Source organism: Pseudomonas sp. MF08831 (assembly GCF_059862645.1).
This window is the reverse complement of the sequence record NZ_JCBCUX010000003.1, coordinates 308,565-335,079: the sequence shown is the minus strand read 5'-3', so window position 1 is coordinate 335,079 and position 26,515 is coordinate 308,565. Positions and strand designations below refer to the sequence as shown.

The 26,515-nt window shown below is 63.1% G+C and carries 21 protein-coding genes; 11 read left to right on the top strand and 10 right to left on the bottom strand.

All coding sequences use genetic code 11. The annotated features are described in order from the left end of the window. The 10 genes from AC19YS_RS07785 to AC19YS_RS07740 all read left to right on the top strand — a co-directional run bounded on the left by AC19YS_RS07785 (position 1) and on the right by AC19YS_RS07740 (position 14,247). Positions 1 to 1,290, top strand: coding sequence for a DotU family type VI secretion system protein (locus tag AC19YS_RS07785; RefSeq protein ID WP_200622613.1), 1,290 nt, complete (start codon positions 1 to 3; stop codon positions 1,288 to 1,290). After that, entirely contained in the window at positions 1,287 to 4,787 is a 3,501-nt protein-coding gene (tssM, locus tag AC19YS_RS07780) for a type VI secretion system membrane subunit TssM (protein ID WP_179676466.1), read from the top strand. Before AC19YS_RS07785 ends, tssM begins: the two co-directional genes overlap by 4 nt. Next, entirely contained in the window at positions 4,784 to 5,437 is a 654-nt protein-coding gene (gene tagF, locus AC19YS_RS07775) for a type VI secretion system-associated protein TagF (RefSeq protein WP_106575877.1), read from the top strand. Before tssM ends, tagF begins: the two co-directional genes overlap by 4 nt. Continuing rightward, positions 5,438 to 6,157: a PP2C family protein-serine/threonine phosphatase gene (locus AC19YS_RS07770; RefSeq protein WP_106575876.1), complete on the top strand. Its 720-nt coding sequence runs from the start codon at positions 5,438 to 5,440 to the stop codon at positions 6,155 to 6,157. Next, positions 6,154 to 9,141 carry a serine/threonine-protein kinase gene (locus tag AC19YS_RS07765; RefSeq protein ID WP_500601379.1) on the top strand — a complete coding sequence of 996 codons (2,988 nt, stop codon included), beginning with the start codon at positions 6,154 to 6,156 and terminating at the stop codon, positions 9,139 to 9,141. Before AC19YS_RS07770 ends, AC19YS_RS07765 begins: the two co-directional genes overlap by 4 nt. After that, positions 9,141 to 9,845 carry an ABC transporter ATP-binding protein gene (locus AC19YS_RS07760; RefSeq protein WP_106575874.1) on the top strand — a complete coding sequence of 235 codons (705 nt, stop codon included), beginning with the start codon at positions 9,141 to 9,143 and terminating at the stop codon, positions 9,843 to 9,845. The genes AC19YS_RS07765 and AC19YS_RS07760 overlap by 1 nt, the downstream gene beginning before the upstream one ends. Then, the gene (locus AC19YS_RS07755; RefSeq protein WP_119737202.1) at positions 9,845 to 11,029 is read left to right on the top strand and encodes an ABC transporter permease family protein; all 1,185 of its coding nucleotides are present in this window, start codon (positions 9,845 to 9,847) and stop codon (positions 11,027 to 11,029) included. Before AC19YS_RS07760 ends, AC19YS_RS07755 begins: the two co-directional genes overlap by 1 nt. Further along, on the top strand, positions 11,022 to 12,734 hold the full coding sequence (locus AC19YS_RS07750; RefSeq protein WP_119737204.1) for a formylglycine-generating enzyme family protein: 1,713 nt from the start codon (positions 11,022 to 11,024) through the stop codon (positions 12,732 to 12,734). Before AC19YS_RS07755 ends, AC19YS_RS07750 begins: the two co-directional genes overlap by 8 nt. Before the next feature lie 84 nt (positions 12,735 to 12,818). Then, positions 12,819 to 13,742: a type VI secretion system-associated lipoprotein TagQ gene (gene tagQ, locus AC19YS_RS07745; protein WP_106575871.1), complete on the top strand. Its 924-nt coding sequence runs from the start codon at positions 12,819 to 12,821 to the stop codon at positions 13,740 to 13,742. A gap of 124 nt (positions 13,743 to 13,866) precedes the next feature. Next, on the top strand, positions 13,867 to 14,247 hold the full coding sequence (locus AC19YS_RS07740) for a helicase (protein WP_119737206.1): 381 nt from the start codon (positions 13,867 to 13,869) through the stop codon (positions 14,245 to 14,247). Between the two features lie 135 nt (positions 14,248 to 14,382). Here AC19YS_RS07740 and AC19YS_RS07735 read toward each other — a convergent pair whose 3' ends face one another. The 6 genes from AC19YS_RS07735 to exbB all read right to left on the bottom strand — a co-directional run bounded on the left by AC19YS_RS07735 (position 14,383) and on the right by exbB (position 21,270). Further along, positions 14,383 to 15,783, bottom strand: a complete 1,401-nt coding sequence (locus AC19YS_RS07735) for an aminoacyl-tRNA deacylase and HDOD domain-containing protein (RefSeq protein WP_119737208.1) — start codon at positions 15,781 to 15,783, stop codon at positions 14,383 to 14,385. Between the two features lie 77 nt (positions 15,784 to 15,860). Further along, positions 15,861 to 17,936 (bottom strand): ATP-dependent DNA helicase RecG, encoded by a 2,076-nt coding sequence (gene recG, locus AC19YS_RS07730; RefSeq protein WP_119737210.1) that lies wholly within the window; start codon positions 17,934 to 17,936, stop codon positions 15,861 to 15,863. A gap of 8 nt (positions 17,937 to 17,944) precedes the next feature. Next, positions 17,945 to 18,865, bottom strand: a complete 921-nt coding sequence (locus tag AC19YS_RS07725) for a hydrogen peroxide-inducible genes activator (protein WP_015886540.1) — start codon at positions 18,863 to 18,865, stop codon at positions 17,945 to 17,947. Between the two features lie 246 nt (positions 18,866 to 19,111). Then, complete coding sequence (locus tag AC19YS_RS07720; RefSeq protein ID WP_106575867.1) at positions 19,112 to 19,861, bottom strand: energy transducer TonB family protein; 750 nt, start codon at positions 19,859 to 19,861, stop codon at positions 19,112 to 19,114. Next, on the bottom strand, positions 19,858 to 20,283 hold the full coding sequence (gene exbD / locus AC19YS_RS07715; RefSeq protein ID WP_003195519.1) for a TonB system transport protein ExbD: 426 nt from the start codon (positions 20,281 to 20,283) through the stop codon (positions 19,858 to 19,860). Before exbD ends, AC19YS_RS07720 begins: the two co-directional genes overlap by 4 nt. 6 nt (positions 20,284 to 20,289) lie before the next feature. Then, positions 20,290 to 21,270 carry a tonB-system energizer ExbB gene (gene exbB, locus AC19YS_RS07710; RefSeq protein WP_200622592.1) on the bottom strand — a complete coding sequence of 327 codons (981 nt, stop codon included), beginning with the start codon at positions 21,268 to 21,270 and terminating at the stop codon, positions 20,290 to 20,292. A gap of 188 nt (positions 21,271 to 21,458) precedes the next feature. Here exbB and AC19YS_RS07705 point away from each other — a divergent pair, with 188 nt between their 5' ends. Next, positions 21,459 to 22,316, top strand: coding sequence for an SDR family oxidoreductase (locus AC19YS_RS07705; protein WP_106575865.1), 858 nt, complete (start codon positions 21,459 to 21,461; stop codon positions 22,314 to 22,316). A 33-nt stretch (positions 22,317 to 22,349) separates the two neighbouring features. On the opposite strand, the gene AC19YS_RS07700 is transcribed toward AC19YS_RS07705, so the two are convergent. The 4 genes from AC19YS_RS07700 to spoT all read right to left on the bottom strand — a co-directional run bounded on the left by AC19YS_RS07700 (position 22,350) and on the right by spoT (position 26,475). Further along, positions 22,350 to 23,087 carry a hypothetical protein gene (locus AC19YS_RS07700; RefSeq protein WP_169367845.1) on the bottom strand — a complete coding sequence of 246 codons (738 nt, stop codon included), beginning with the start codon at positions 23,085 to 23,087 and terminating at the stop codon, positions 22,350 to 22,352. 77 nt (positions 23,088 to 23,164) lie between these two features. Continuing rightward, positions 23,165 to 23,908 (bottom strand): hypothetical protein, encoded by a 744-nt coding sequence (locus AC19YS_RS07695; protein WP_124418757.1) that lies wholly within the window; start codon positions 23,906 to 23,908, stop codon positions 23,165 to 23,167. 56 nt (positions 23,909 to 23,964) lie between these two features. Continuing rightward, positions 23,965 to 24,345 carry a RidA family protein gene (locus AC19YS_RS07690; RefSeq protein WP_003176922.1) on the bottom strand — a complete coding sequence of 127 codons (381 nt, stop codon included), beginning with the start codon at positions 24,343 to 24,345 and terminating at the stop codon, positions 23,965 to 23,967. A 24-nt stretch (positions 24,346 to 24,369) separates the two neighbouring features. Further along, on the bottom strand, positions 24,370 to 26,475 hold the full coding sequence (spoT, locus tag AC19YS_RS07685; protein ID WP_083356111.1) for a bifunctional GTP diphosphokinase/guanosine-3',5'-bis pyrophosphate 3'-pyrophosphohydrolase: 2,106 nt from the start codon (positions 26,473 to 26,475) through the stop codon (positions 24,370 to 24,372). Between the last annotated feature and the right edge of the window lie 40 nt (positions 26,476 to 26,515).

The following is a 26,515-nucleotide window of genomic DNA, read 5'->3' as shown; positions in this document are numbered from 1 at the left end:
ATGCATCCCAATGATGATGACCGCACCCAGTTCATGCCGCGCCCGGGTGGCCGTGCGCCGGAACCTGCGCGTGCAGAGCCGGCGCCGCTGTCGGTGCCGGCCGCGCCGATCCTGACCGGCAAAAGCCAGGGCCTCAACCCGCTGGAAAGCGCCGCCGGCCCACTGTTGGCGCTGTTGACGCGCCTGCGCAACACCATCGCGCACCCGGCACCGGCCAGCCTGCGTGCGCAGTTGCTGGCTTACCTGCGCCAGTTCGAAGAGCGCGCCGAAGCCGCTGGCGTTGCGCGCAACGAAGTGCTGCTGGCACGTTACGCGCTGTGCACCGCACTCGATGAGGCGGTGCTCAGTACGCCGTGGGGCAGCACCAGCGACTGGGGCAAGCAGAGCCTGTTGATCACGGTGCACAACGAAGCCTGGGGCGGCGAAAAGGTCTTCCAGTTGCTCGACCATTGTCTGCAAAGCCCGCGCGAGCGCCTGTACCTGCTGGAGCTGTTGTACCTGTGCATGTGCCTGGGTTTCGAGGGCCGTTACCGCGTGATGAACGACGGTCGCAGCCAGCTCGAAGCCTTGCGTGAACGCACCGCCGCCGCCATTCGCAGTGCGCGTGGCGAGCACGAGCGCGAGCTGTCGCCGCACTGGCGCGGCGTGACCGTGGCGCGTGATCGCCTGGCGCAATTCATGCCGCCGTGGATCGCGGTGGCCATCGGCCTGGCGCTGCTGCTGGCGTTGCTGTTCGGCTTGCGCATGAAACTGGCGTCGGATGCCGAGCCGGTGTTCAAGAATATTCATGCGCTGGGCGAGATCCCGGTGCAGGCCATCGACCGTCCGGTGGCGCAGCCCAAAGTCATTGAGCGGCCACGCTTGGCCGGTTTCCTGGCGGAAGACATCAAGGCTGGCCGCGTGGCGGTGGAAGACAAGGTCGACCGCTCCGTGGTGACGATCCGGGGCGATGAGTTGTTCGCCTCGGCCAGCTCCAGCATCGTCGATGACTATCAGCCGCTGATGCTGCGCATTGCCGACGCCATCCGCAAGGTCAAGGGGCAGGTGCGCGTCACCGGGCACAGCGATAACCGCCCGATTGCCACGCTGCGCTTCCCGTCCAACTGGGCGCTGTCCGAAGCCCGCGCCAAGTCGGTGCTGGAGATCCTGGCAGCCAAGACCGGCCAGGCGGATCGCTTCAGCGCCGAAGGCAGAAGTGACACCGAGCCTGTGGCGACCAACGCCACCGCAGAAGGCCGTGCCCGCAATCGTCGGGTTGAAATCACCGTATTGGCGGAGGGCGTCGAGTGAAGGCGTTTTTCAGTTTCATGATTCGCTGGGTGATTCCCGTGCTGGGCCTGATCGCCCTGAGCCTGATCATCTGGTTTGTGGGGCCGCTGCTCGATGTGCTGGTGCCGGAAGGGCGGCGCTGGGCGCTGATCATTCTGGTGTTTGCGGTGTGGATTGCGTATCGCGTGTTCCGCATTATCCAGGCCCGCCGCCAGGCCGCCGAAGTGATGCGCAGCCTGGCCGCGGAAACCCCGGTCGACCCCAACAGTGTCGCCACCGCCGAAGAACTCAGCACCCTGCGCCAGCGCATGGACGAGGCCCTGGCGCTGCTGAAAAAGGCCAAGCTCGGTGGCGATGAACGCCGCAACCTCTACGAGCTGCCGTGGTACGTGATCATCGGCCCACCGGGGTCGGGCAAGACCACGGCGCTGGTCAATTCCGGTCTGCATTTTCCACTGGCTGCGCAATTGGGCGCGGGTGCGGTGCGGGGCGTCGGTGGCACGCGCAACTGCGATTGGTGGTTTACCGACCAAGCCGTTTTGCTCGACACCGCGGGCCGCTACACCACCCAGGACAGCAACTCGACGGTGGACAAGGCGGCATGGCTGGGCTTTCTCGACCTGCTGAAAAAGCAGCGCTCGCGCCGCCCGATTGATGGTGCGTTTATCGCCATCAGCCTCTCGGATTTGCTGCTTGGCACAGACGCCGAACGGGCTGCCCATGCGGCGGCGATTCGCTTGCGTATTCAGGAGCTGTACACCCAGTTGGGCGTGCGTTTCCCGATTTACCTGATGCTGACCAAGCTCGACCTGGTGCCGGGCTTCATGGAGTTCTTCGACAACCTGAGCAAGGAAGAGCGCGCTCAGGTGTGGGGCATGACCTTTGCGCTCGATGACGGCAAGCATAGCGACAGCCCATTGGCGACGCTGCAAAGCGAGTTCGCCGGCCTTGAGCAGCGCCTCAACGAACGGTTGGTGGAGCGCCTGCAACAGGAGCGCGACCCGGCGCGGCGCGACCTGATCTACGGCTTCCCGCAGCAGTTCGGCGCGTTGAAAGATTGCCTGCAAAGCTTTCTCGAAGGCGTGTTCAAACCCAATGCCTTTGAAGAGCGCGTGCTGCTGCGCGGCGTGTACTTCACCAGCGGCACCCAGGAAGGCAGCCCGATTGATCGCCTGATCGGTGCCATGGCCCAAAGCATGAACCTGGACCGCCAGCACCTGGCGCGCCAGAGCGGCACCGGGCGCAGCTACTTCATCGAAAAGCTCTTCACCGCCGTGGCCTTCGCCGAGCGCGGCCTGGTGGGCGTGAACCCCAAGGTCGAGCGTCGGCGCAAGTGGATCGCACGCGGCGTGTTGGCGGCCACCGTCGCTTTGGTGGTAGTGGTCAGTGGTTTGTGGTGGGTGAGTTATCGCGCCAACCAGGCGTATATCGCCCAGGTAGATCAGAAGGTCGCGCCGTTGGGCCAGGCCGTACAGAACCTCAGCCCGGCGCAACGCGAAGTGCTCGCCGTGCTGCCGTTGCTCAATGCGGTGAAGAGCCTCGCGGGTGATTCGCCAAGCTGGTCCGAAGGGCTGGGCCTGTACCAGGGCGACATGCTCGAAGCCGAATCTGCCAGCGTCTACCGCAAGCTGTTGATCGCCGTGTTTGCGCCTCGCCTGGTGACGCGCATCGAAGAGCAACTGCACGGTGGCGGCAATTCCGATTTCCTGTACGAAGGCCTCAAGGCCTACCTGATGCTCGCCGACGCCGAGCACTACGACCCGGACTTCATCAAGGCCTGGATCGCTCTCGATTGGGACCGCAACCTGCCGCGCGACCTGCCGGCCGATCAGCGTCAGGCGCTGACCGGGCACTTGCAGGCGTTGTTCGAGCGCCACCCGCCGAATGCACGCCTCGACCCACGCCTGATCGACGACCTGCGTCGCCAGTTGCAACAACTGCCGGTGGCGCAACGCGTCTACGACCGGGTCAAGCGCCAGAAGCTGCCCGACGGCATCCCGGACTTTCGCATCAACGAAGCCGCTGGCCGCGATGCTGCGCTGGTGTTCAGCCGCAAAAGTGGCAAGCCGCTGGGTGAGCCGCTGAGTGGGTTCTTCACCGCCAAGGGGTATCGCCAGGCGTTCTTGCTGAGCAGCCTGAACCAGACCGGCACCCTCGCCGAAGAGCAATGGGTGCTGGGCCGTGAACAGGCCGACCAGCAGAACGTGGTCAGCCTCGCTGCGGACGTGCGCCGCTTGTACTTCCAGGACTACCAGCGCCAATGGGACGCCTTGCTCGCCGACATCGACTTTGTGCCGATCACCAGCGTGGCCCAGGCGGCCGATGTACTGCGGGTGATTTCCGGCCCGACCTCGCCGCTGAAAAAACTGCTGGTGGCCGTGTCCAAGGAAACCGATCTGCAAGCCGAAGAGCGCCAATTGGCCGCTAAAGGCGTGCCGGTGGAAGGCGGCGTCGACAAACTCAAGGAGCGCCTCGGCAGCCTGCTCGGCCAGGAACAACCGACCGCCAACGCGCCGGCTGCTGCGGATGACCCGGTCACCGCGCACTTCGCCGAACTCAACAGCATCGTCAGCAAGAATGAAGGCGAACCGGCTGCCATCGACGGCCTGCTGGCAGACATGAACGCGCTGTACGTGCAGGTCAGTGCCATGGTCGGCGCCAGTGGCGATGCTTTGCTTGGCGAGGCCAAGAACCAGGCGGCGGCTGCGGCCACGCGGGTCAGCCTGAATGCCGAACGCCAGCCGCCGCTCGTACAGGGCATGGTCAAGTCGGTGGTCAATTCCACCACCAACAGCATGATGGGCGGCGTGCGTAACCAACTGAACGCGGCGTGGGTCAGCGAAGTGGTCAACGTCTACCGCCAGTCGCTGGCCGGGCGTTATCCGATGTCGCCGGGCAGCGCTCGCGACGCCACGCTGGATGACTTCGGTCAGTTCTTCGGCGTGGGCGGGGTGATGGACAACTATTTCCGCAAGTACCTGCAGCCTTACGTGGACACCTCCGCGCAGACCTGGCGCTGGCAACCGGGCGCCGCGCAGAAGCTCGGGATTGCGCCAGGCGTGTTGCAGACGTTCCAGCGTGCGGCAGCGATTCGTGATGCGTTCTTCCGCGCCGGTGGTACGCAGCCCATCGTGCGTTTCGAACTCAAACCAGTGTCGATGGACCCGACCATCACCCAGTTCCTGCTTGATCTGGACGGCCAGCAATTGAGCTACGACCACGGCCCAAGCCGCCCGGTCGCCATGCAATGGCCGAACCCCGGCAGCATCGGCGTGGTGCGTATTTCGATCATGCCGCCATCGGCCAGCGGCCGTTCGGGCGTCACCCTGGACGGCCCGTGGGCCTGGTTCCGCTTGCTGGAACAGTCGGACCTCACCGCCGGCAATTCGCCGGACCGTTTCAACCTGCGCCTGCGGGTGGACGGGGCGAGCATCGCCTACGAGTTGCGCGCCAACAGCGCCTTCAACCCGTTCAAGAGCCGCGTACTCAGTGGCTTCAGCCTGCCGGAGCGGTTATGACGACGCTGGGTTTCTACGGCAAGTTGGCCAGCCGCGGTGACTTTGTCAGCCGCGCCTTGCCCCAGAGTTTTATCGGCCCCTGGGACAGCTGGCTGGCGGCAGGACTGCTCGCCAGCCAGAACAGCCTGGGTGGCGACTGGCTCAATGTGTACCTGGTCAGCCCGTTGTGGCGCTTTGTGCTGGCGCCGGGTGTGTGCGGGCCGGACGCGGCGGCGGGTGTGGTCATGCCCAGCATTGACCGTGTCGGCCGGTATTTTCCGTTGGCGGTGGTGGCGTTGCTCGATCACGACACCAACCCCGCATCGCTGGTGGGCGGGCCGGACACCTGGTTTGAGCAGGCCGAAGAGCTGCTGCTCAGCACGCTGGATGCCGGCGCGACCTTTGAAGGCTTCAACGATGGCGTCGACAAACTCGGCATCCCGGCCAGTGAGCAACGCGCCGTGGACAGCCGCTTTGCCGGGCTGCAACGCGTTGCCGCCACCGTGCCCCACAGCCGCATGACCGCGCTCGCCGAACAGGCCTGCGAGGGCGCGAGCCTGTGGTGGGGGCGTGGCTCGCAGGTGATTTCCCCAGGTTTATTGCGGTGTCAGGGTTTGCCTGCCGCCGGCGATTTTGCGCAGTTTTTGCTCGGACAAGAAGGTGTGGTGTAGATGGGGGCGACGTTCAAATCCGCGAGCAAAAGCCATGTGGGCATGGTCCGTCAGGTCAATGAAGACGCCTGCCTGGACCTGCCGGAAAACCGTCTGTGGGTGGTGGCCGACGGCATGGGCGGGCATGCGGCGGGCGACTACGTCAGCAGCCTGATCGTCGACAGCCTGCGCGCTGTGCCGGTGGGGCGTTCCCTCGACGAATATTCGGCGGCCCTGCGCAATGACCTGATCCGCATCAACGCAACCGTGCGCGAAGAAACCGCCAACCGTGGCGTGACCATGATGGGCAGCACCGTGGTGGTCCTGGCCGCACGCGGCTTGCGTGGTGTGTGTTTGTGGGCCGGCGACAGCCGCCTGTACCGCCTGCGCGACGGCGTGTTGGAAGGCATTTCCCGCGACCACAGCTACGTGCAGGACCTGCAAGACAGCGGCTTGCTCAGTGAAGCCGATGCCCGTGTGCACCCTCGCGCCAATATCGTCACCCGTGCGATTGGCGTGGAGGCGCAGTTGGAGGTGGCGGTGGTCGACCTGCTGATCGCTCCCGGTGACAGCTACCTGCTGTGCAGCGACGGCCTGAACAAGACCGTCGAGGATCATGAAATCCGCGAAGTGCTGGGCCACGACGCGCCGGATGAAATCGTGCGCAGCCTGGTGCACCTGGGCCTCAACCGGGGCGCGCCGGACAACATCACCGCCATTGTCGTGAAGGTTTCGCCATGAACATCGTGATTCCGGGTTATGACATCGAAGGCGAGATCGGCGAAGGTGCCATGGCCAGCGTGTACCTGGCGACCCAGCGTTCGCTGGAGCGCAAGGTGGCGTTAAAAGTGATGGCGGCGGCGCTGGCGGCGGACCCGAGTTTTTGCGAGCGTTTCCTGCGCGAGGGCAAGACCCTGGCGCGCCTGTCGCACCCGCACACGGTGACCATCCATGACATCGGTAACGTCGGTGAGCTGTATTACATGGCCATGGAATACCTGCCCAACGGCACGCTCAAAGAGCGCATTGCCGCCGGCCTGACACCGGAGCAGGGCGTGACGTTGATCCGCCAGATCGCCTCGGCGCTGGGCTATGCGCATGCCCAGGGCCTGGTCCACCGTGACGTCAAGCCGGCGAACATTCTGTTCCGCGCTGACGGCACCGCCGTGCTGTCGGACTTCGGCATCGCCAAGTCGCTGGATGACCGTACCCAGTTCACTCAAGCCGGGTTTGCCGTGGGCACGCCGAGCTATATGAGCCCGGAGCAGGCGCGGGGCCAGGAGATTGATGGCCGCGCTGACCTCTACGCACTCGGCGTGGTGCTCTATGAAATCCTCGTCGGCGAGTTGCCTTACACCGGCACCGATGCACTGTCCACGGCGCTGGCGCACCTGACCGAACCGCTGCCGGAACTGCCGGTGCACCACGGCCGTTATCAGGAGGTGCTGCGCAAGCTGTTGGCCAAGGACCCGGCGGAGCGTTTCCCGGACGCGGCGGCGTTACTGCGCGCGCTGGACCAACTGCCGGCGGACTCGCCGGAAGCCACGCTGGTGCGGCCGCTGCCGATTCCGCTGAGCTTCGACCTGGCGGGCATGACGCCGGTGTCTATCGACATTCCGACCGACAAACCCCAGCCGCAGCCGGTGCGCCAACCGGTGGTGACGCCGACCCAACACAGCAATGTGTCCGAGCAGCGTCGCGGGCCGGTATTGGCCTTAGCTGCAGTCGCCGTGGCTGTCGCCCTTGCCATCGGTGGCGCGAGCTACTGGTGGTTGAGCCGCGGCGATACAGCCGCGACGCCGCCCGCTGCGGTGGTGCCGAAAACGCCCGCGCCTCCTGAAGCAAAAACGGTTGTGGCCGATGCGGACGGCGGCCAGCGTCCCTTGCTGATGGCGGGCAAGAAGACCCTGTTCCAGCGTGTGCTGAGCAAGCCGGGCGCCAAACTGTCCCACGATGCCGGCGGCGCCTCCGACGAGGGGCTGCCGGCGTTTTCCGTGCTCTACGTTTACCAGCGCAAAGACGTCGATGGCAGCCCGTGGCTGCGTGTCGGTGCCGCCACCGATGGGCGCAGCGACGGCTGGTTGCCGGCCGCCCAGGTCAGCGACTGGAAACAAAGCCTGGTGCTCAAATTCACCGAGCGCTCTGGCCGGGCGCCAGTGATGTTTCTGCGCCAATCCAGCGAAGTGGAAAAACTGCTGGCCGATCCTGCGGCCGCCAAAGGCGTTCTGGCCAAGGCGCAGAAGAACAGCGAAGACAATCAACAGGTGTTGGCGCTGGAGCCGACGGCCAGTGCGGTGCCGCAGGACCAGTTCTACCTGCTGCCGATTTTCGACTCCAAAGAGAGCTTCGACGAAAACGGCCAGCCGGTGCAGTTGCTCAATGTGGCCTCTATCGACCCCGGCAGCAGCGCGGCTGCCAAGCCGGCCGCCCGAGCGATCAACACCAACGCCGACGCCTTCCGCACCGCCGTGGTGCTGGTGGTGGACACCACGGTGTCGATGCAGCCTTACATCGACCAGGTCCGCGACGTGGTGCACGAGCTGCAAACCCGCATCGCCGAGCGTGGTGAGCTGGACAGCGTCAGCTTCGGCCTGGTGGGTTTTCGCAACAGCATCAAGAAAACCCCAGGGCTTGAGTACGTCGCCAAGACGCTGATCAGCCTCGACCAGGGCCGCGACCCAGAGCGCTTCCTCGACATGGCGCGGCAGGTCAAAGCCTCCACCGTGTCCAGCCACTCGTTCAACGAAGACGCGTTTGCCGGGGTGATGCAGGCCGTGGATGGCATGGACTGGTCCGGCTACGGTGGGCGCATCATCCTGCTGGTCACCGACGCCGGCGCACTGCGCAAGAACGACCCGTTTGCCGCCACCCAGATGAACGAAGCCGAGGTGCGCCAGGCCGCGCTGGGCAAGCAGATCAAGATCTACGCCCTGCACCTGCGCACCGACGCCGGCAAGAAAACCCATGCCGGTGCCGAAACCCAGTACCGCGTGCTCACCGCTGACGCCAACCCGCAGATCGGCGACCTCTACACGCCGGTGCCAGGGGGGGATGTGCGCAAGCTGGGTGAGCGTGTCGATGAGATCGGCAGTGTGTTCGCCAACCTCGTGCACCACGTGCGCAGCAACACGCCGCAGCCGGTGCCGCTGCTGAGTGCCGCGCCGACCTTGGCCGACAAGTCCGCGGCCGTCGGCTACGCCATGCACATGGATTTCCTCGGCCGCAAAACCGCGAGCCAGGCGCCGCAACTGGTCAGCGCCTGGACCGCCGACCGCGACCTGACCAACCCGGCGCTGCCGGCGTTCCAGGTGTGCGTGATGCTGACCAAATTGCAGCTCAACGACCTGCAGCAGTCGCTGAAACTGATCGTCGATGCGGCGCGCAAGACCCAGACCTCGCCCAAGGATTTTTTCCAGGAAATCGCCAGCGCCTCGGCCTACATGAGCCGCGACCCACAGGCGCTGCGCAAGGGCGGCAACCTGGCCGAAGGCGGCATCCTCGGCGAATACCTGGAAGGCCTGCCGTACCGCAGCAAGTCGCTGAACATGACCCAGGACTTGTGGTTGTCGTTGAGCGTGGCCGAGCAGGAAGACTTTATCGACGAGCTGGATTCGAAAATCCGCCTCTACGAAACCTTTCACAATGATGTGGCCAACTGGGTCCGTTTCGGCGATGCCGAGCCGGGCGATGCGTTGTACCGCGTGCCCTTGTCGACGCTGCCGTGATGCTGAACTTGAGCGCAGTGCACAAAAGCCGCGGCGTTGGCAGCCAGCGCTACAGCCTGGTGATTCCGGCGCTGGCGCTGCGCGCGGGTGAGCAGTTGGCAATCGTCGGGCCGAGCGGCTGTGGCAAAAGCACCTTGCTCGATCTGCTGGCGCTGGTGTTGGCGCCGGATCAGGTTGGCCGTTTTGAATTTGATCAGGTCGATGTCGGCGCTCTGTGGCGTGCCGATCAGCAGTCGACGTTGGCCGCGTTGCGCAGCACGCACTTGGGCTACGTGCTGCAAACCGGCGGCCTGCTGGGCTTTCTCGATGTGCGCAGCAATATCGCCTTGTCCCGCCAGCTGCTGGGGCTCAAGGACGACGGCAGCGTCGCGCGTCTGGCCGAACAGTTGGAGATCAGCGATCAGTTGGGCAAAAAACCGACTGCGCTGTCGGTGGGCCAACGCCAACGCGTGAGCTGCGCCCGTGCACTGGCCCACGCGCCGCAACTGGTGCTGGCGGATGAGCCGACGGCGTCGCTTGACCCGCTGAACGCCGAACGTGTGATGCAGGCGCTGCTGGCCCAGGCCCGCGAACATCGCGCAGCCTGCGTGATCGCCACCCATGACGAGCCGCTGGCCCGCGCCAGTGGTTTGCAGGTGCGGCGCATCAGTTGCCGCCGTGACACCGACGGCGGCGTCACGGCCACCCTCGGGGAGGCGTGCTGATGCGCATCGGTCTGGTGGCGTCCCTGGCCTGGCAGGATTACCGCAACGACGCCTGGCTGTCGGCCTGTTCGGTGCTGGCATTGGTGGCCGTGATCGCGCCGTTGCTGGTGTTATTCGGCCTGAAATTTGGACTGGTTAGCAGTTTGACCGAACGCCTGGAGACCGACCCCGCAACCCGTGAAATTATTCCGTTGGGCGGCGGTCGATTCAACGCAGCGTTTATCGAGCAACTTGCCCAGCGTGGTGATGTGGCCTTTGCCGTGCCGCGTACCCGCCAGATTGCGGCGACCGCGCAGGTGGGCACGCTGACCCTGGAAATGCTGCCGACTGCAGCGGGTGATCCGCTGCTCGTGGGGTTGCCGATGCCTCGGGGTCTGGACCAGATCGTGTTGAGCCACACCGCCGCGGAAAAACTCGCGGCGCGGCCTGGCGATTGGCTGGAGACCAGCTTTGCGCGGCAAGTGGCAGGGCGTGTCGAAGCCCAACGCACGCGGTTGCAGGTGCTGGCGGTGCTGCCGCTGGAAGCGTTTGCGCGGGACGGTTTGTTTGCCGATTTGCGCCTGCTGGAAGCGGCGGAAGATTACCGCGACGGCCGCGCGGTGCCGGCGTTGAGTTGGGACGGTGACGCGGTCGGCGCGACTGAGCAGCGGGTTTATCCGGCGTTTCGCCTGTATGCCCGCCACCTCGCCGATGTGGAGCGGTTGCGGGTGTTTTTCGCCGGGCAGAACCTGTTGGTGTCGACCCAGGCGAACGCCATTGCCCAGGTGCAGTCGTTGAGTCGCAACCTGTCGATCGTGTTCTGGATCATTGCCGGGTTGGCCTTGGCGGGCGCATTTGCGGCGATCTTCGCCGGCGTGTTGGCCGCCGTGGCGCGCAAGCGTCGGGAATTGTCGGTGTTGCGCCTGCTGGGGTTTTCCACTGCCGGGCTGTTGCTGTTTGTGGTGGTGCAGGCGCTGTACAGCGCAGGGTTTGCCGCCGTGCTCAGTGCCGGGTTGTATGGCCTGGCCGAGGCGGGTTTGAATAAATTATTCGTGCAGGTGCCGGGCGAATACGCCAGTCACCTGTTGGCGCCTCATTACGGCCTGGCCCTGGCTGCAGTCCTCGGCGTCAGCGCCGTGGCGGCGGCCTGTGGCGGTTGGCGAGTGGCGCGTATCCAGGCTTCTGAAGGAATCAGAGATGTATAAGTTACTGGGCGCCGCCATGGCGCTGAGCTTGGCTTCAATGGCGTGGGCGGATGAGGCGAGCGACAAACTCGACAACCCCAAACCGTTGCCCGATGACGTGAGCCTGCCGCTGCCATGCGAAGGCAACATGGTGTTCCGCTACGCCTATGTGCTGGCCCAAGGCACCCTGGATGACCGCGAGATCAGCCTCGGTTACCCCTTTGCCGAGGGTGAGGCGGGTTATCAGCAGTCGTTTATTTCCGGCTACCGGCGCGACTTTATCAACGGCCAGTTCACGCTCAAGGATTTGCCCAAGGACTGGAACGCGGTTATTGCGCCCTTGATGCCGAAGACCGACGCCAAAACCCCGCTCAAGCCGATGCTGTACTTCATCGGCAAGTACGAAGTCACCGCACGCCAGTATGCCCAAGTGATGTCCCAGGCACAGTCGCTCGCCAGTGGTGAGCCGGCGCCAGCGTGCGATGCGCCTACCGGCATGGCTGCACGCTTGCCCAAGGTGAAACTCTCGCGCTTTGAAGCCGAGCGCTTCTCGGCGGTGTACAGCGCCTGGTTGATGAAATACCACCGCGACGTGCTGCCGGTCAGTGGTCGTGGGTCTTCGGCCGAAGACGGTGGCCTCGGTTTTGTGCGCTTGCCCACCGAAGTGGAATGGGAATTCGCCGCGCGTGGTGGCCAGGCAGTGAGCCGGCAGGACCTCGAGGGGCGGCTGTTTCCGCGTCGTGTCGAAGGCAGTGAAAGCGACGGGCCGCTGGGTGATTACGCGGTGTTCAACCAAGTCGCCGGCGGTACAGGCCAGGCGGCACGCCTGATGCCCATCGGCACCAAATTGCCCAACCCGATCGGCATGTTCGATGTGATTGGCAATGCGGCGGAAATGGTCCAGGAGTCGTTCCAACTGGTGCACGCCGGGCGCCGCCAGGGCACCTACGGCGGCTTTGTGGTCAAGGGCGGCAACTACCTGGAAGGCGAGGGCACGCTGTTCACGGGCATGCGCCGCGAGTACCCGCTGTTTGCCGCCGACGGCACCGAGCAGAGCAACGAGACCACCGGTTTTCGCGTGGCGATAGGTGCGTTGTCTGCGCCGCGTTCGCGCTACAAGGAGCTGTTCGCGCAGTGGCAGAAAGAAGGCCGCCTGGCCTCGCTGACCGACGCCATCGACGACGCCCAGGACCCGACCAAGCGCCTGGACAGCATCATCGCCGCCAGCGTCGATCCCAAGCTGCAAGCCGAACTGGGCCTGGTCAACGAAGAACTCAAGCGCAACGTTTCGCTGATCGCCCAGCAACGCGAAGAGGCGGCGGGCAACCTGATTCAATCGGCCGCGCTGGTGGCCGAGACCATCAGCAACTACAACATCCGCCTGATGAACTTGCAGAAGAGTCGCCAGCAGGCACTGGACAACAAGGACGCGGCCAGCGCGCAGCTGTTTGCCACGGCCATCGACAATGGCCGCAGCGCGCTCGACGGCGCGGTGGCGATCTACATCGACAACCTGGCCACCGGCACGCGCTACACCGACGCGGTGATCCAGGCGCAGTTTCAACGAATCAAGGAAGAGTTGGATCGCAAGCCAGTGCTCGGCAAGAGCCTGGTGACGCGCGCGACACTGTTCGTTCGCCATGTCGGCAACTACCGCAAACAACAGCGGGCCGACCCGGCAACGATTTTGAAGGAATTGCTCGCAGCGAGCGGTCAGCGGTCTTGATCGCTGGTTGTATGGCGAGCTTGGAAGGGACTCAGGCGGCGGTGGGCCGTGCTGGGCAAGTCAAACTTAACAGAGAACACACCTATGCTTTTTTCCCGTAAGGCGGTTTCCAAGCGTCACTTGCTGCTGATCGCGGCTGGTTTCAGCACCGTGTTGACTGGCTGCGCCACGTCGCCGGCGTCCAAGGTCGCGTCGAGCACCAAGGTCGAGTACTACCCGAACTGCTACGAGCCGGTGCAGCACTTGCGCGCGACCGACTCGGACATGACCAAGTCGGTTGTCACCGGTGCGGCCATCGGCGCTGCCGGCGGTGCTCTGCTGGGCGCGCTGACCGGCGACTCCGACAAGCGCGGCCGTAACGCTGCCATCGGTGCCGCGGGCGGCGCCCTGGCGGGTGGCGCGGCGGGTTACTACACCGAGCGTCAGAAGCAGATCAGCGATGACAACCAGCGCATTGCGTCCTACGCGGCTGACGTCAACAAAAGCGCTTCCGACATCGACCGCAGCACCGCATACGCCAAAGCGTCCCAGCAGTGCTACCAGAGCGCATTCACCAAGCTGGTGGCTGACCGTAAAGCCAAGACCGTCAACGACACCGAAGGCCGCAAGCGCCTGGCGGAAATCGTTTCCGGCCTCAAGGAGTCCAATGACCTGATCGTCGCGGTCAACGGCAAAGCCAGCGAAGACCTGAACAACTACACCCAGGCGTACGAGCAAGACCTGCAACAAGTGGGTGTGCAGCGTGCCGACGTCGTGACCGTGGCCACCGCTGATACCACGCCGGTGGTGACGCCGGCCAAAGGCAAAAAAGCCGTCAAGCCGGCGAAAAAAGCAGCGCTGCCGACCGTGCCGAAAGAAGCGGTCGCCACCGAAAAAACCATCCAGACCGCGCAGACCAAGCAAGCTGAAAGCAAGCAGGTCGCCAGCGCTGGCAAGGCGCAGATCGAAGGCACTTGCCGCGATCCAAACCTGGCCGACTGGGCGCCGGTGCCTTGCCCTAACGTTTAAGTAACATGTTGCTATAAGCGTTAAACGCCAGCCGATCTCCCGCTAAAGCGCGAGATCGGTGGCGTTCCTCAAACAAATCGTTACACTGCTGCGGCCACTTAATAATGATACCGAGGCCGTGTGCATGAAATTTCGTCTTCTGCTGTGGGTGCTTGGCCTGATGATGGGCAAGGCCAGCCGCACCAATCCTGCTTTCCAGCAACAGCTGGGTGACAAAGACCTGGCGTTCCAGTTGCAGACCCTCGACGGCAAGGTTGCCCGTCACTTCATCGTCAAAGACCAGCGCATCACCAGCCGCTCAGGGGTTCACCCGCAACCTGCGTTTGCTATCGCCTTCAAAGATGCCGCCTACGGCTTCGCCACGATGCAGGCGAAGAACAAGCAACTGGCGTTCATGACAGGGATTCAGGACAAGTCGATCCAGATCAAGGGCAACCCGGCGCTGGTGATCTGGTTCCAGGGGCTGACCAAGTATTTGAAGCCGAAGAAAAAGAAGAAGGCCTGAAGGGTTTCTTCAGGGGTACCGAGTTGAATTCATCGCAGGCAAGCCAGCTCCCACAGTTGACTGCATTCCAGGGTTGAAACTCGGTCAACTGTGGGAGCTGGCTTGCCTGCGATAGCGGTTTATCAGGCGACAGCGTCAGCCCTGGCTGAACTGGGATGCCAGTTCACGCAACAGCACCTCGGCATCCAGTACTTTGCCGACCACTTCCTCGGCCTTGTCACGGCTCAAGCCCAAACGCTCAAGCAGTGCATCCGGAATCGCCTCATCCGGCCCGGAGCCAATGCCACGGCTGCGCAACAAGCGCACCGCCAGGCACACCAGGTTCGGGTATTCGGCATATTGCCCGTCGTAGGTCGGGTCGTGCTGGAAGCGCAGGGCGGTGGACAGTTCGTCCGGCATGTCCCAGTAGCGCATCAGCCAGGCACCGATCTGCTCGCGGCTGATGCCCAGCAAGTGTTGTTCGACATAGCTGTGGCACAGGTGCGGGTTGACCTCCAAGTGACGGCAGATCAGCGAGAAGTGCGGCGGAAACACGTGGGCCAGCAGCAGATAACCGAAGTTATGCAGCAGGCCGGCGAGGTAGGTCAGGCCGGCTTCCGGGCGCTGGGCGCGTGGCATGGCGCGGGTCAGGCCTTCGATCACAGCGGCGGTGTAGATCGACTGGTGCCAGTACGGCGTGGACTGATGCGGGTGGTCTTTGGGCAGGCTCAAGGTTTTACCCAGGGCCAGGCCCAACGCCAGGTTGATCACCAGATCAAAGCCCAGTACGCGCACGATGGCGTCTTCAACTGAACGAATCTTGCCTGGCGAGGCGTAGTACGGCGACGCGGCCCAGCTCACCACTTGGGCGGCCAGGGCGGGGTCGGTTTCCACTACGCCAGTGATGTCATCGATGGTGGCGTTGGGGTCGACGCGCAGCTTGATGATCTTTTGCGCGGTATCGGCCAGCGGTGGAATTTCGATGGTCGCTTCCAGGCGTTGCTGGATGCGGCGGGCGGTGAACGCCTGCATCGCCTGGGTGATTTCCTCGCGGTCATCATTGGGGCGGTCGAGGTTCGGGCGAATGTTGCTCAACGGCTCGCCGAACTGCCCGGCGCTGGCTTTGGTGAGCATGGTCTTGAAGTCGCTGCTGGCAATTTCCAGCAGCAGCCCGGCTTCGCCTGAATGCACCAGCAGGCTCGGTTCGCTCAGCAGGCTGCCTTCGTACAGGCAGGGCGAACTGGTCAGGGCCGGCAGGCCTGGCAGCAGGCTCAACTCGTGCTTGGCCAACATGCGCTCGATGCGATCCGGCGATACCGCGGTAAGGCGGCGACCGGTGAGTTCGGCGAGTCGGTTGAGGTCGAGCAACTGGCTCTGCGGGAACAGCACCATGAGGGCGCCAACGGCATCTTCCAGCAAAACCGCCTGGACCTTTTGCGCGGGATTCAGGCCAGCCTGTTCGGCGACTTCCGTATAAGGAATGGCGAGCTTTGCGAGCAGAGCCCGAATGACCGGCGGGGCGGTCAGTGGGGCTGTGGCGAGGGCTACTTCTGACATGGCCTGATCCAATTTCTTACAGTCACCGAAGTATAACCAGCTTGATACAACTGTTGGTTGGATAAGTGAGTCAGGCGTCACACTTGGCCGTATTGCTGCCCATGCCGTAGCCAGCGATCGAGCAACGGGCTGACGTGATCCGGCCAGCGTTCGAGCAGCGCTTGCGCCGCATCACGCACGGCCGGCAGCAGGTCAGCGTCGCGCATCAGGTCGGCGACCTTGAATTGCAGCAGGCCAGTCTGGCGGGTGCCGAGCATTTCACCGGGACCGCGCAGCTCGAGGTCTTTTTCGGCGATGACAAAGCCGTCGTTGGTTTCGCGCATGATGCCCAGGCGCTGACGACCGATCTGCGACAACGGTGGATGGTAGAGCAGCACGCAATGGCTGGCAGCGCTGCCCCGGCCGACGCGACCACGTAATTGGTGCAATTGGGCCAGGCCCAGGCGCTCGGGGTTTTCGATGATCATCAAGCTGGCATTGGGCACGTCCACACCCACTTCGATCACCGTGGTGGCCACCAGCAATTGGAGGTTGCCCGCTTTGAACTCAGCCATCACCGCAGCTTTTTCCGCAGGCTTCATGCGGCCGTGGATCAGCCCGACCTTGAGTTCGCCCAAGGCACTGGTGAGGTCTTCATAGGTGGTTTCGGCGGCCTGGCACGTCAGCTCCTCGGACTCTTCGATCAGCGTGCACACCCAGTACGCCTGACGGCCTTCGGCGCAGGCACCGCGCACGCGCTCGATCACTTCCACGCGGCGGGTGTCGGTGACCAGCACGGTGTTGACCGGAGTACGGCCGGGCGGCAGTTCGTCGAGGATCGAGGTGTCGAGGTCGGCGTAGGCGCTCATGGCCAGGGTGCGTGGGATCGGTGTCGCGGTCATGATCAACTGGTGCGGGCTCATGCGCCCGCCCACGCCTTTTTGGCGCAGGGCCAGGCGCTGCTGCACGCCGAAGCGGTGCTGTTCGTCGATGATCACCAGCGCGAGGTTCTTGAATTTCACTTCGTCCTGGAACAGCGCATGGGTACCCACCACCATCGGTGCGCCATTGGCGATCTGTTCCAGCGCCGCCGCGCGCACCTTGCCCTTGAGTTTGCCGGCCAGCCACGCCACTTCCAGGCCCAGTGGTTCGAGCCAGCGCTTGAAGGTGATGAAGTGCTGCTCGGCGAGAATCTCGGTGGGCGCCATCAGCGCCACTTGGTAACCGGCTTCCAGTGCCTGCAAGGCGGCGAGGGCGGCGACCACGGTCTTGCCAGCGCCCACGTCACCCTGGATCAGGCGCAGCATTGGTTCTTTCTGGCTGAGGTCGTAGGCGATTTCATTGCCAACCCGTTGCTGGGCGCCGGTTGGCGCGAAGCCCAGGTTCGCCAGGTATTGCGCAGGCAGGCGCGTGGCCTTGGGCATTGCGGGCGCGCGCAGGGAGCGCATGCTTTCGCGCAGGCGCTGCTGGGACAACTGGTGAGTCAGCAGCTCTTCAAAGGCCAGGCGATGTTGCGCCCAGTGATGACCCAGGGCCAGTTCGTCGACATCGGCATCGGCGGGCGGGTGGTGCAGATAGCGGATGGCATCGTCCAGCGGCGCCAGTTGGTAGTCGCGGGCCAGTTCCACCGGCAGCCAGTCGGGCAGGCTTTTGGGGCCGAGCATCGTCAGGGTCTGCATGCACAGTTGGCGCAGGCGTTGTTGGGTCAGGCCTTCGGTCAGCGGGTAGATCGGCGTGAGGGTGGTATCCACCGGCGGCGGCTCGTCGCCGGTAATGGCGCGGTATTCGGGGTGGTAGATTTCCAGGCCCGACGCGCCAGGTCGTGCCTCGCCGTAGCAGCGCACGCGGGTGCCGCGCTTGAGGCCTTCCTTCTGGGCGTTGCTGAAATGGTAGAAGCGCAGGCTGAGGCCACCGGTGCCGTCCTGCAGGCGTACGACCAGACTGCGGCGCTTGCCCATCACCACATCCGCGCCACTGACGGTGCCTTCGACCACCGCGTCCTGTCCTGGGCGCAAATGGCCGATGGGCACGACGCGCGTGCGGTCCTGATAGCGCAGGGGCAAGTGGAACAGCACGTCCTGGAGGTTCTCCAGGCCGACCTTGGCCAACTTCTCGGCCATGGCTTCACCAACACCCTTGAGTGCGGTGACCGACACGTGCGACAGCTCAGTCATACCCTTGCTTAGCTCGCAGCAGGCGGCTTGGCCACCGAGCACAAACGGATCGAGTCGGCGAGGATCTCAATGGCTTTCGGGCGTGGGAAGCTGGCGCGCCAGGCGATCGCCACGGTCCGGAATGGCACCGGCGGCGTGAGCGGGCGCACTTCGATTACGCCGGGGGCGTAGTGATGACTGTCCACTGCCGACAGCGGCAAGATCGAAATACCCAGGCCGGACGCGACCATATGGCGGATGGTTTCCAGCGAGCTGGATTCCACGGTGGTGTGCTTGGCGCCGTCGTTGCCCTTGGTCAGGGTCGGGCAGGCTTCGAGTACCTGGTCGCGGAAGCAGTGGCCTTCGCCGAGCAGCAACAGGCTCTTGTCGTTGAGCAGGCCGGCGTCGATGGTGTCTTTTTGCGTCCACGGGTGGGAGGCCGGCATCAACACGTAGAACGGCTCGTCGTAGAGCGGCAAGGTCAACACGTCCGCTTCGTTGAACGGCAGGGCGATGATGATCGCGTCCAGTTCACCGTTGCGCAGTTTGTCGCGCAGCACGTGGGTGAAGTTTTCTTCGATATACAGCGGCATCTGCGGCGCGACGCGGTGCAGTTGCGGAATCAAATGCGGGAACAGGTACGGGCCAACGGTGTAGATGGCGCCGACTTTGAGCGGTGCAGTCAGCTGGTTCTTGCCGGCCTGGGCCAGCTCGCGAATGCTTTGGGCTTGTTCCAGCACCTTTTGGGCCTGGGCGACAATGCCTTCGCCCACTGGCGTGAGGCGCACGGCGCTCTTGCTGCGCTCGAAAATCAGCACACCGAGTTCGTCTTCAAGCTTTTTCACGCCCACCGACAGCGTCGGCTGGCTGACATGGCAACGCTCGGCCGCGTGGCCGAAGTGCTGCTCTTGGGCGAGGGTCACGATGTAGCGTAATTCTGTAAGAGTCATAGCGGGCGTCCATGAGGTTGCGAGCCAAGCATACCGGCTGCAATCGATAGACGCACGTTATCAGAACTTTGCTGGGGATTGAGCGGGGAGTGGCTCGGATTTAACTGAAAAATGGATTTTTAGCTTCAACAAACAAAATGTGGGAGCGCACTGGCTCGTGAATGCGCGGTGTCAGTTAAGAATGTATCGACTGACACTGCGCTTTCGCGAGCAAGCTCGCTCCCGCATTGGCCTGCTTGGCAATCCTTAGCGGCGACGCTTCTCGATGTTGTAAACAAACGGCGCGACGATCTCGACGCTGCCGCCTTTCAACATGTCGGCCGGCGGCTTGGGCAATGGCTGGGCACGACGAATCATGTCCAGGGTCGCGCGGTCCAGGTCGGCGTTGCCGGAGCGGCCCACCAACTCGTAGGACAGCACATTGCCTTCGGCATCGACCACGAAGCGCAGGCGGTTAAGCCCCTCTTTGCCACGCTGTTGAGCGCCTGGCGGGTACTTCTTGTACTTCTGCAAGTGCGCCAGCAGGGTGCCTTCCCAGGACGCTTTCGCTGCTACCTGGGCTGGCGAAGGGCCGGGCACGGGTTGAGCGGATTTTTCAGCCGGCGCATTCGTCGGTGGGGTTTCGCTCGGCGGCTCTTCGGAAGGTTTCTCCTTGGGCGGCTCGGGCTTTTTCTCCACTGGCTTGGGCGGCTGGGGTTTGGGCTTGGGCTTGACCGGCTTGGGCACCTGGATCGTTGGCTTGGGCGCCTCGGCCAGTTTCGGCAAAGGCAGCTCTTCCACCGGCGCCGGCGGCTGTGGCGGCGTGACCACCTTGGGCGGCGCGGGAGGCGGTGGTGCCGGCATCGGCGCCAGGTCGATGACCATGGCGGCCGGTGGCAGCGTCACCGGATGCGGCGCGGACCATTGAAGCGCGATGATGATCGCGACGGCATGCACGCCCAGCACGACGGCGAGGCTGGTGCCATAACGCGTCAGTTTGTGGCGCGTCGTGATCATTTCTTGGCTGCCGTCTCAAGTCCGACCAGGCCGACCTTGAGGTAGCCGGCTGCCCGCAGGGCATCCATCACGCTCATCAGGTCGCCGTAGTCCACGCCCTTGTCGGCCTGGAAGAAGATCGTCGTGTCTTTCTTGCCTTGGGTCTTGGCGTCGAGCACCGGGCCCAGGGTTTCAGCTTTGACTTCTTCTTCACCCAGGAACAGGCGTTGGTCCGCCTTGACGCTGAGGAAGATCGGCTTCTCTGGACGCGGCGCAGGCTTGGCGCTGGAGGCCGGCAGATCGACCTTGATGTCCACGGTGGCCAACGGTGCCGCCACCATGAAGATGATCAGCAGCACCAGCATCACGTCAATAAACGGCGTGACGTTGATTTCGTGGTTCTCGACGAGTTCATCGTCGCCTTGATTCAAATGCAGGCCCATGGCCGATTACCCCACTTTCACCATGTGCGGTTGCGAGCTGCGCTCGGTAGGGGCGTGATCGAGGTCGCGGCTGACCAGCAGCAGGACTTCTGCCGACGCGTCCGATACCTGAGCCTTGTAGCCGGCAATGGAGCGGGCGAAGACGTTGTAGATCACCACCGCAGGAATCGCGGCAACCAGGCCCAGTGCGGTTGCCAGCAGGGCTTCGGCGATGCCTGGGGCAACGACAGCGAGGTTGGTGGTTTGGGTTTTGGCGATGCCGATGAAGCTGTTCATGATGCCCCACACGGTACCGAACAGACCCACGAACGGTGCGGTGGAACCGATAGTGGCGAGCACGCCGGTGCCGCTGCTCATGTTACGACCGCAGGCCGCCACCAGGCGCTCGAGGCGGAAGCTGACGCGTTCCTTGATGCCTTCTTTTTCGCGGGTGTTGACCGACAAGCGCATTTCTTCGAGCGCGTCGTGGACCAGCAGGTTGGCCAGGGTGCCCTTCTTGGTAGCGGTGTCGCTGGCTTCCTTGAGGGTGGTGGCTTTTTTCAGGTGGACGATTTCAGTGCGCAGGCGACGCTTGGCGCCCAGCAGCTCGAAGCCCTTGGCGATCCAGATGGTCCAGGTAATGATCGAGGCGATGGCCAGGCCGATCATGACGGCTTTTACCACCACGTCAGCGTTCTGGTACATGCCCCACGGGGACAGGTCATGGGCCATGCCCAGGCTGTTGTCTTCTTCCAGGACAACACCGGAGTCGTCGGCAGGCGCAGGGGCTGCGGCCTGGGCTGGGTCGGTGGCCACAGGTGCTGCGGCAGGGGCTGGCGGCGTGGTTGCGTTCTGCTGGGCCGCGGCCGGAGTGGCTGGGGCGGTTGCGTCAGCGAAAGCGGCGGTCGGTGCCAGCAGAACGCTGAACAGCAGCGCAGCAATCGCACGCCAGGCGCGAGATGGGCTGAGAGGCTTGGTTGGCGAAGCGGGGTTTGTATTACGTGTCATGCTGGCCGGACCTGAGAGAAAAAATGAGTGATCGTCCTGCCAGACCCTGATGGGTCGAGGACAAATGGGCGGTTATTATTGCAAGTAATTCTTGTTAACAAAAGTAATACAGTTACTTAATTTGTCGTTTTGCTGGCCGCTGGTCATCTTCGGCGGCTAATCTGCGCCTTTAAGAATGGAGTTTTGTGATGTCTGCGCCTTCTGTTGTGATTGCCGGTTGCGGCGATGTGGGTAGTCGGCTGGCTAGCCAATTGCTGGCCTCGGAATGGGAGGTTCATGGCCTGCGACGTGATATTTCACGCCTGCCAGAGGGTGTCATCGGCATCGCCGGTGACCTGTTCAAAAAGGATTGCCCTGACACTTGGCCGATCGGCGCAGTGGATTATCTGGTGTATTGCGCCGCTGCGACCGACCACGATGAGGCCGGCTATCGTGCGGCCTACGTGCAAGGGCTGCAGCATGTGTTGGAGTGGCTGAACGACTACGGCCAGGAGCCCAAGCATTTGCTGTTTGTGTCGAGCAGCAGTGTGTACGGCCAGCAGAAGGGTGAGTGGGTCGACGAAACGTCCGACACTCAAGCGAAAGGGTATTCCGGCCAGGTAATGCTGGAAGCTGAGCAAGTGGCGCTCAATAGCGGTATTCCTGCGAGCATCGTGCGGTTGACCGGTATCTATGGGCCCGGCCGTGAATGGCTGCTGACCCAAGTGCGCCAAGGCTATCGCGTGGCGGTTGATCCCCCTTTATATGGCAACCGGATTCACGCGGATGACGCTGCCGGATTGCTGGCCTTCCTGCTGCGGCATGTGGAGCAGGGCGGTTCGCTGGACAGCATTTACATCGGCGTTGACGATGCGCCCGCGCCCTTGGCAGAAGTGGTGAGTTGGTTGCGCGACTACCTGGGCGTGACCGAATGGGCTGATGACGCCAGTGTGCGCCGCGCTGGCAGCAAACAATGCAGCAACGCCCGAGCCAAGGCGTTGGGCTGGGTGCCGACCTACCCGACTTATCGCGAAGGGTACGCGGCGATCCTTGAAGGTAAGTGCTAGATGTGAAGAAGGAGCCGTGAGGCTCCTTTTTTGTTACTGCTTTTCCAGCAGCCATTGGCGTGGCCCGGGGCTGAGCTGGGGGATTTCATCTGGCTGGGAAAGGTTGATCGCCTGCAGAATTTCCAACTGTTTGCCGTAGCGCACGAAAATCCAGCCGTCGCCGACCGCTCCTTTGCCCAGATAGACGACGTCATTGCCGGCACCTTGAGTGGCGCAGTCGCCTCCCAGGCACAGTTCATAGCGGTCATTGTTGCCCAGGCCGGACAGGCTGCCATCGGCGCTGAACCTCACAAGGTTGCCTGTGCCTTGGCCTTCAATAATTTTCCACTGACCGCCCATGTAGGCTGAGTTCAGGGCTTGCCTGAACGCCGTGCCCCACTTGGCACCTGCGGCAGCGGGTTGAATGGGGCGGCTAAACGTTTGCCCTGCGTAAATCTTGCCGGTCTGTTGGACCAGTTGCTCGCCGTTCAATTGCAATTCGTCGCTGCCATGGCCGTTGTAATCCACCGACCAAATGCCAGGCGCCTTCTGCAGCAGTTGGCCTTCACCCTCCTCGAACGCAGTGCTGAATTGCGCTTTGCCGGTACGGGTGTCGATGTTCCATTCCAGGTTCATGCCGTTGGCGTCCAGGGCTTTAAGCAGCGGCCGCCCCTGGGCGGCGGTATCGATAGCGGCCTGGTTGATCCATAGCCCGCTGATGTCCGCGGTTTGCTGCTGCAGGTGTGTGCAGCCGCCCAGCAGGATCAAGCTGATGAGGAGTAGCGTGTGCATGGAGTGGTCCGTCTGCTGGTGAAAAAACCATGGCGCAGACTAAAGAAAAAGGAGCCGGTAGGCTCCTTTGTTCTGTATCACTGTTTTTCCAACAACCACTGCCGTGGCCCCGGCGTAAACGAAGGCACTTCATCCGCCTGCGCAGTGTTCACGGCCTGGAAGATTTCCAGCTGCTTGCCTTTGCGCGCGAAGATCCACGGGTTGCCCTGGCCGTTGAGTTGCAGCCAGATACTGTCGTAGCCGCCGCTCATTGAGGCGCAGTCACCCGCCAGGCACAGCGAGTACCGATCGACACCGGGCAAACCGGCGACTTTGCCGTCGGCCTGGAACTGCACCGTGGCGCCGTCGCCGTTCCCGTCGGTGATCTTCCAGTCGCCACCCATATAGGCGGCATACAGGGCGCGCTCGAAGTTGGCGCCCAGTGGCGCGCCTTCGGGGGCTGGGTCATTGGCACGGGCGAACAGCTGCTCAGGCTCATTGTCGTTGGCCACTTGCAGCAGTTGTTTGCCTTTGCGCTTGAGTTCGGTGGCGGAGCTGCCGTAGAAATCGACGCTCCAGGCGCCGGGTTTCTCACTGAGCAGCTTGCCTTCGGCGACTTCAAAACCGTTGTAGTAACGCGCCTGCGAAGCCTTGGTGTTGACCTCCCATTCGAGGTTCGGACCATAGGTTTGCAGCGCTTCACGCAAAGGGCCGCCCTTGGCTGCCGCGTTGATGGCGGCCTGGTTGATCCAGGTGCCGCTCACATCCAGGTCGGCGGGGTTGCTGGCGCAGCCGCCGAGCAACAAGGCGAGCAACGAAGAGGCTACAAGCGCTTTGCGCATCACGAAATCCTTCTGAAACGAAGTCGGCGCGGCCTGTGGAGGCTGCGCCGGGTGTTTTACTCGATGACCAGAATCGCGTCCATCTCGACCTGTGCGCCCTTTGGCAGGGCGGCAACGCCGATAGCGGCGCGGGCTGGGTACGGCTGTTCGAAGTACTTGCCCATGATCTCGTTGACCTTGGCGAAGTGGCTCAGGTCAGTGAGGAAGATGTTCAGCTTGACGATGTCTTTGAACGAGCCGCCAGCGGCTTCGGCCACCGACTTGAGGTTTTCGAAGACCTGGACGGTTTGTGCTTCAAAGCCTTCAACCAGCTCCATGGTCTTTGGGTCCAGTGGAATCTGGCCGGACATGTAGACGGTGTTGCCCGCCTTGATCGCCTGGGAGTAAGTGCCGATGGCGGCAGGGGCTTTGTCGCTGGTGATAACAGTCTTGGTCATGAGTGACTCCTTGTAAGAGATCGGCTATGCGCGCATGCGGGTGATGCGAATCACCCCGGTCAGGGCGCGCAGTTTCTTGATCACGCGGGCCAGGTGCACGCGGTCGTGCACGCTGACCACCAGCTGGACCACGCTGATGCGGCCATCGCGCTCATCCATGCTGATTTTCTCGATATTGCCGTCGGCCGCGTTGACGCTGCTGGCCAGCAGGGCGATCAGGCCGCGCTGGTGCTCCAGCTCAACGCGCAGCTCGACGTTGAATTCGCCGGTGACGTCCTTGGCCCACGAGAGCTGGATGCATTTCTCGGGGTTGTGACGGATTTCAGTGATGTTGCGGCAGTTGTCCAAGTGCACGACCATGCCTTTACCAGCCGACAAGTGGCCGACAATCGGGTCGCCCGGGATCGGCGTGCAACATTTGGCGTAGCTGAGCACCAGGCCTTCCGTGCCGCGAATCGCCAGCGGGCCTTCGGGGCTTGGCAGCTGTTCGCCTTCGCCGAGCAGGCGACGGGCGACCACATACGCCATGCGGTTGCCCAGGCCGATGTCTTCCAGCAGGTCTTCGATGGTTTCCTGACGATACTCGTGGAGCATCGCTTGCACGCGCTCGGCCGGGATCTTCTCCAGGGCGCTGTCGAAACCATTGAGCACCTTGTTCAGCAGGCGTTCGCCGAGGCTGATGGATTCGGAGCGGCGTTGCAATTTGAGCGCGTGGCGAATGTGTGTGCGCGCTTTTCCGGTGACCACGAAGTTGAGCCAGGCCGGGTTCGGGCGCGCGCCGGGTGCGCTGACGATCTCGACCGTGGAGCCGCTTTGCAGCGGCTCGGACAGCGGCGCGAGGCGTCGATTGATCCGGCAGGCAATACAGCTGTTGCCCACGTCGGTGTGTACCGCGTAGGCAAAGTCGACCGCTGTGGAGCCTTTGGGCAGCTCCATGATCCGGCCTTTGGGCGTGAAGACGTAGACCTCGTCCGGGAACAGGTCGATCTTCACACTTTCGATAAATTCCAGGGAGTTGCCGGCCCGTTGCTGCATTTCCAGCACGCCTTTGACCCACTGGCGGGCGCGGGCATGCGTGCCTTTAGGCTGTTCGTCGCCGCTGGACTTGTACAGCCAATGCGCGGCGATGCCGTTGTTGGCCATCTCTTCCATTTCACGGGTACGGATCTGGATCTCGATCGGTACCCCGTGCATACCAAACAACGTGGTGTGCAGCGACTGATAGCCGTTTGCCTTGGGAATCGCGATGTAATCCTTGAAGCGGCCTGGCAGGGGTTTATACAAATTATGTACAGCACCCAGCACGCGGTAGCAGGTATCGACCTTGTCGACGATGATCCGGAACGCGTACACGTCCATGATCTCGTTGAAGGCCCGACGCTTGCCGCGCATTTTTTTGTAGATGCCGTAGATGTGTTTCTGCCGGCCGCTGACTTCGCCTTCAATTTCGTCGATCGCCAGGCAATGGCTCAGCGACTCTTCGATCTTGTTGACGATTTCCTTGCGGTTGCCCCGGGCGCGCTTGACGGCCTGATAAATGCGCGCGGAACGCATCGGGTGCATGGCTTTGAAGCCGAGGTCTTCGAATTCGATACGAATGGCATGCATGCCCAGCCGGTTGGCGATGGGCGCATAGATTTCCAGGGTTTCCTTGGCGATGCGCCGGCGTTTTTCGCCGGACAGCACTTCCAGCGTGCGCATGTTGTGCAGCCGGTCGGCCAGCTTCACCAGGATTACCCGAATGTCTCGGGCCATGGCCATGGCCATCTTCTGGAAGTTTTCCGCCTGGGCTTCGGCCTTGGTTTCGAAGTTCATCTGGGTCAGTTTGCTGACCCCATCGACCAGTTCGGCAACGGTCTCGCCAAATTGCGCACTGAGCGCTTCCTTGGCGATGCCGGTGTCTTCGATCACGTCATGCAGCATCGCAGCCATCAGGCTCTGATGGTCCATGTGCATGTCGGCAAGAATATTGGCCACGGCAAGAGGATGCGTGACATACGCCTCACCACTGCGGCGGCGTTGGCCGTCGTGGGCTTGTTCGGCGTAGAAATACGCTCGGCGGACCAGGTTGACCTGGTCTGGGCCGAGGTAGGTCGATAAGCGATCGGCGAGGGCGTCTATGCTCGGCAAAGTATTAACTCCTGCCGTTGGCTGTGACCCCGCGCCGTGC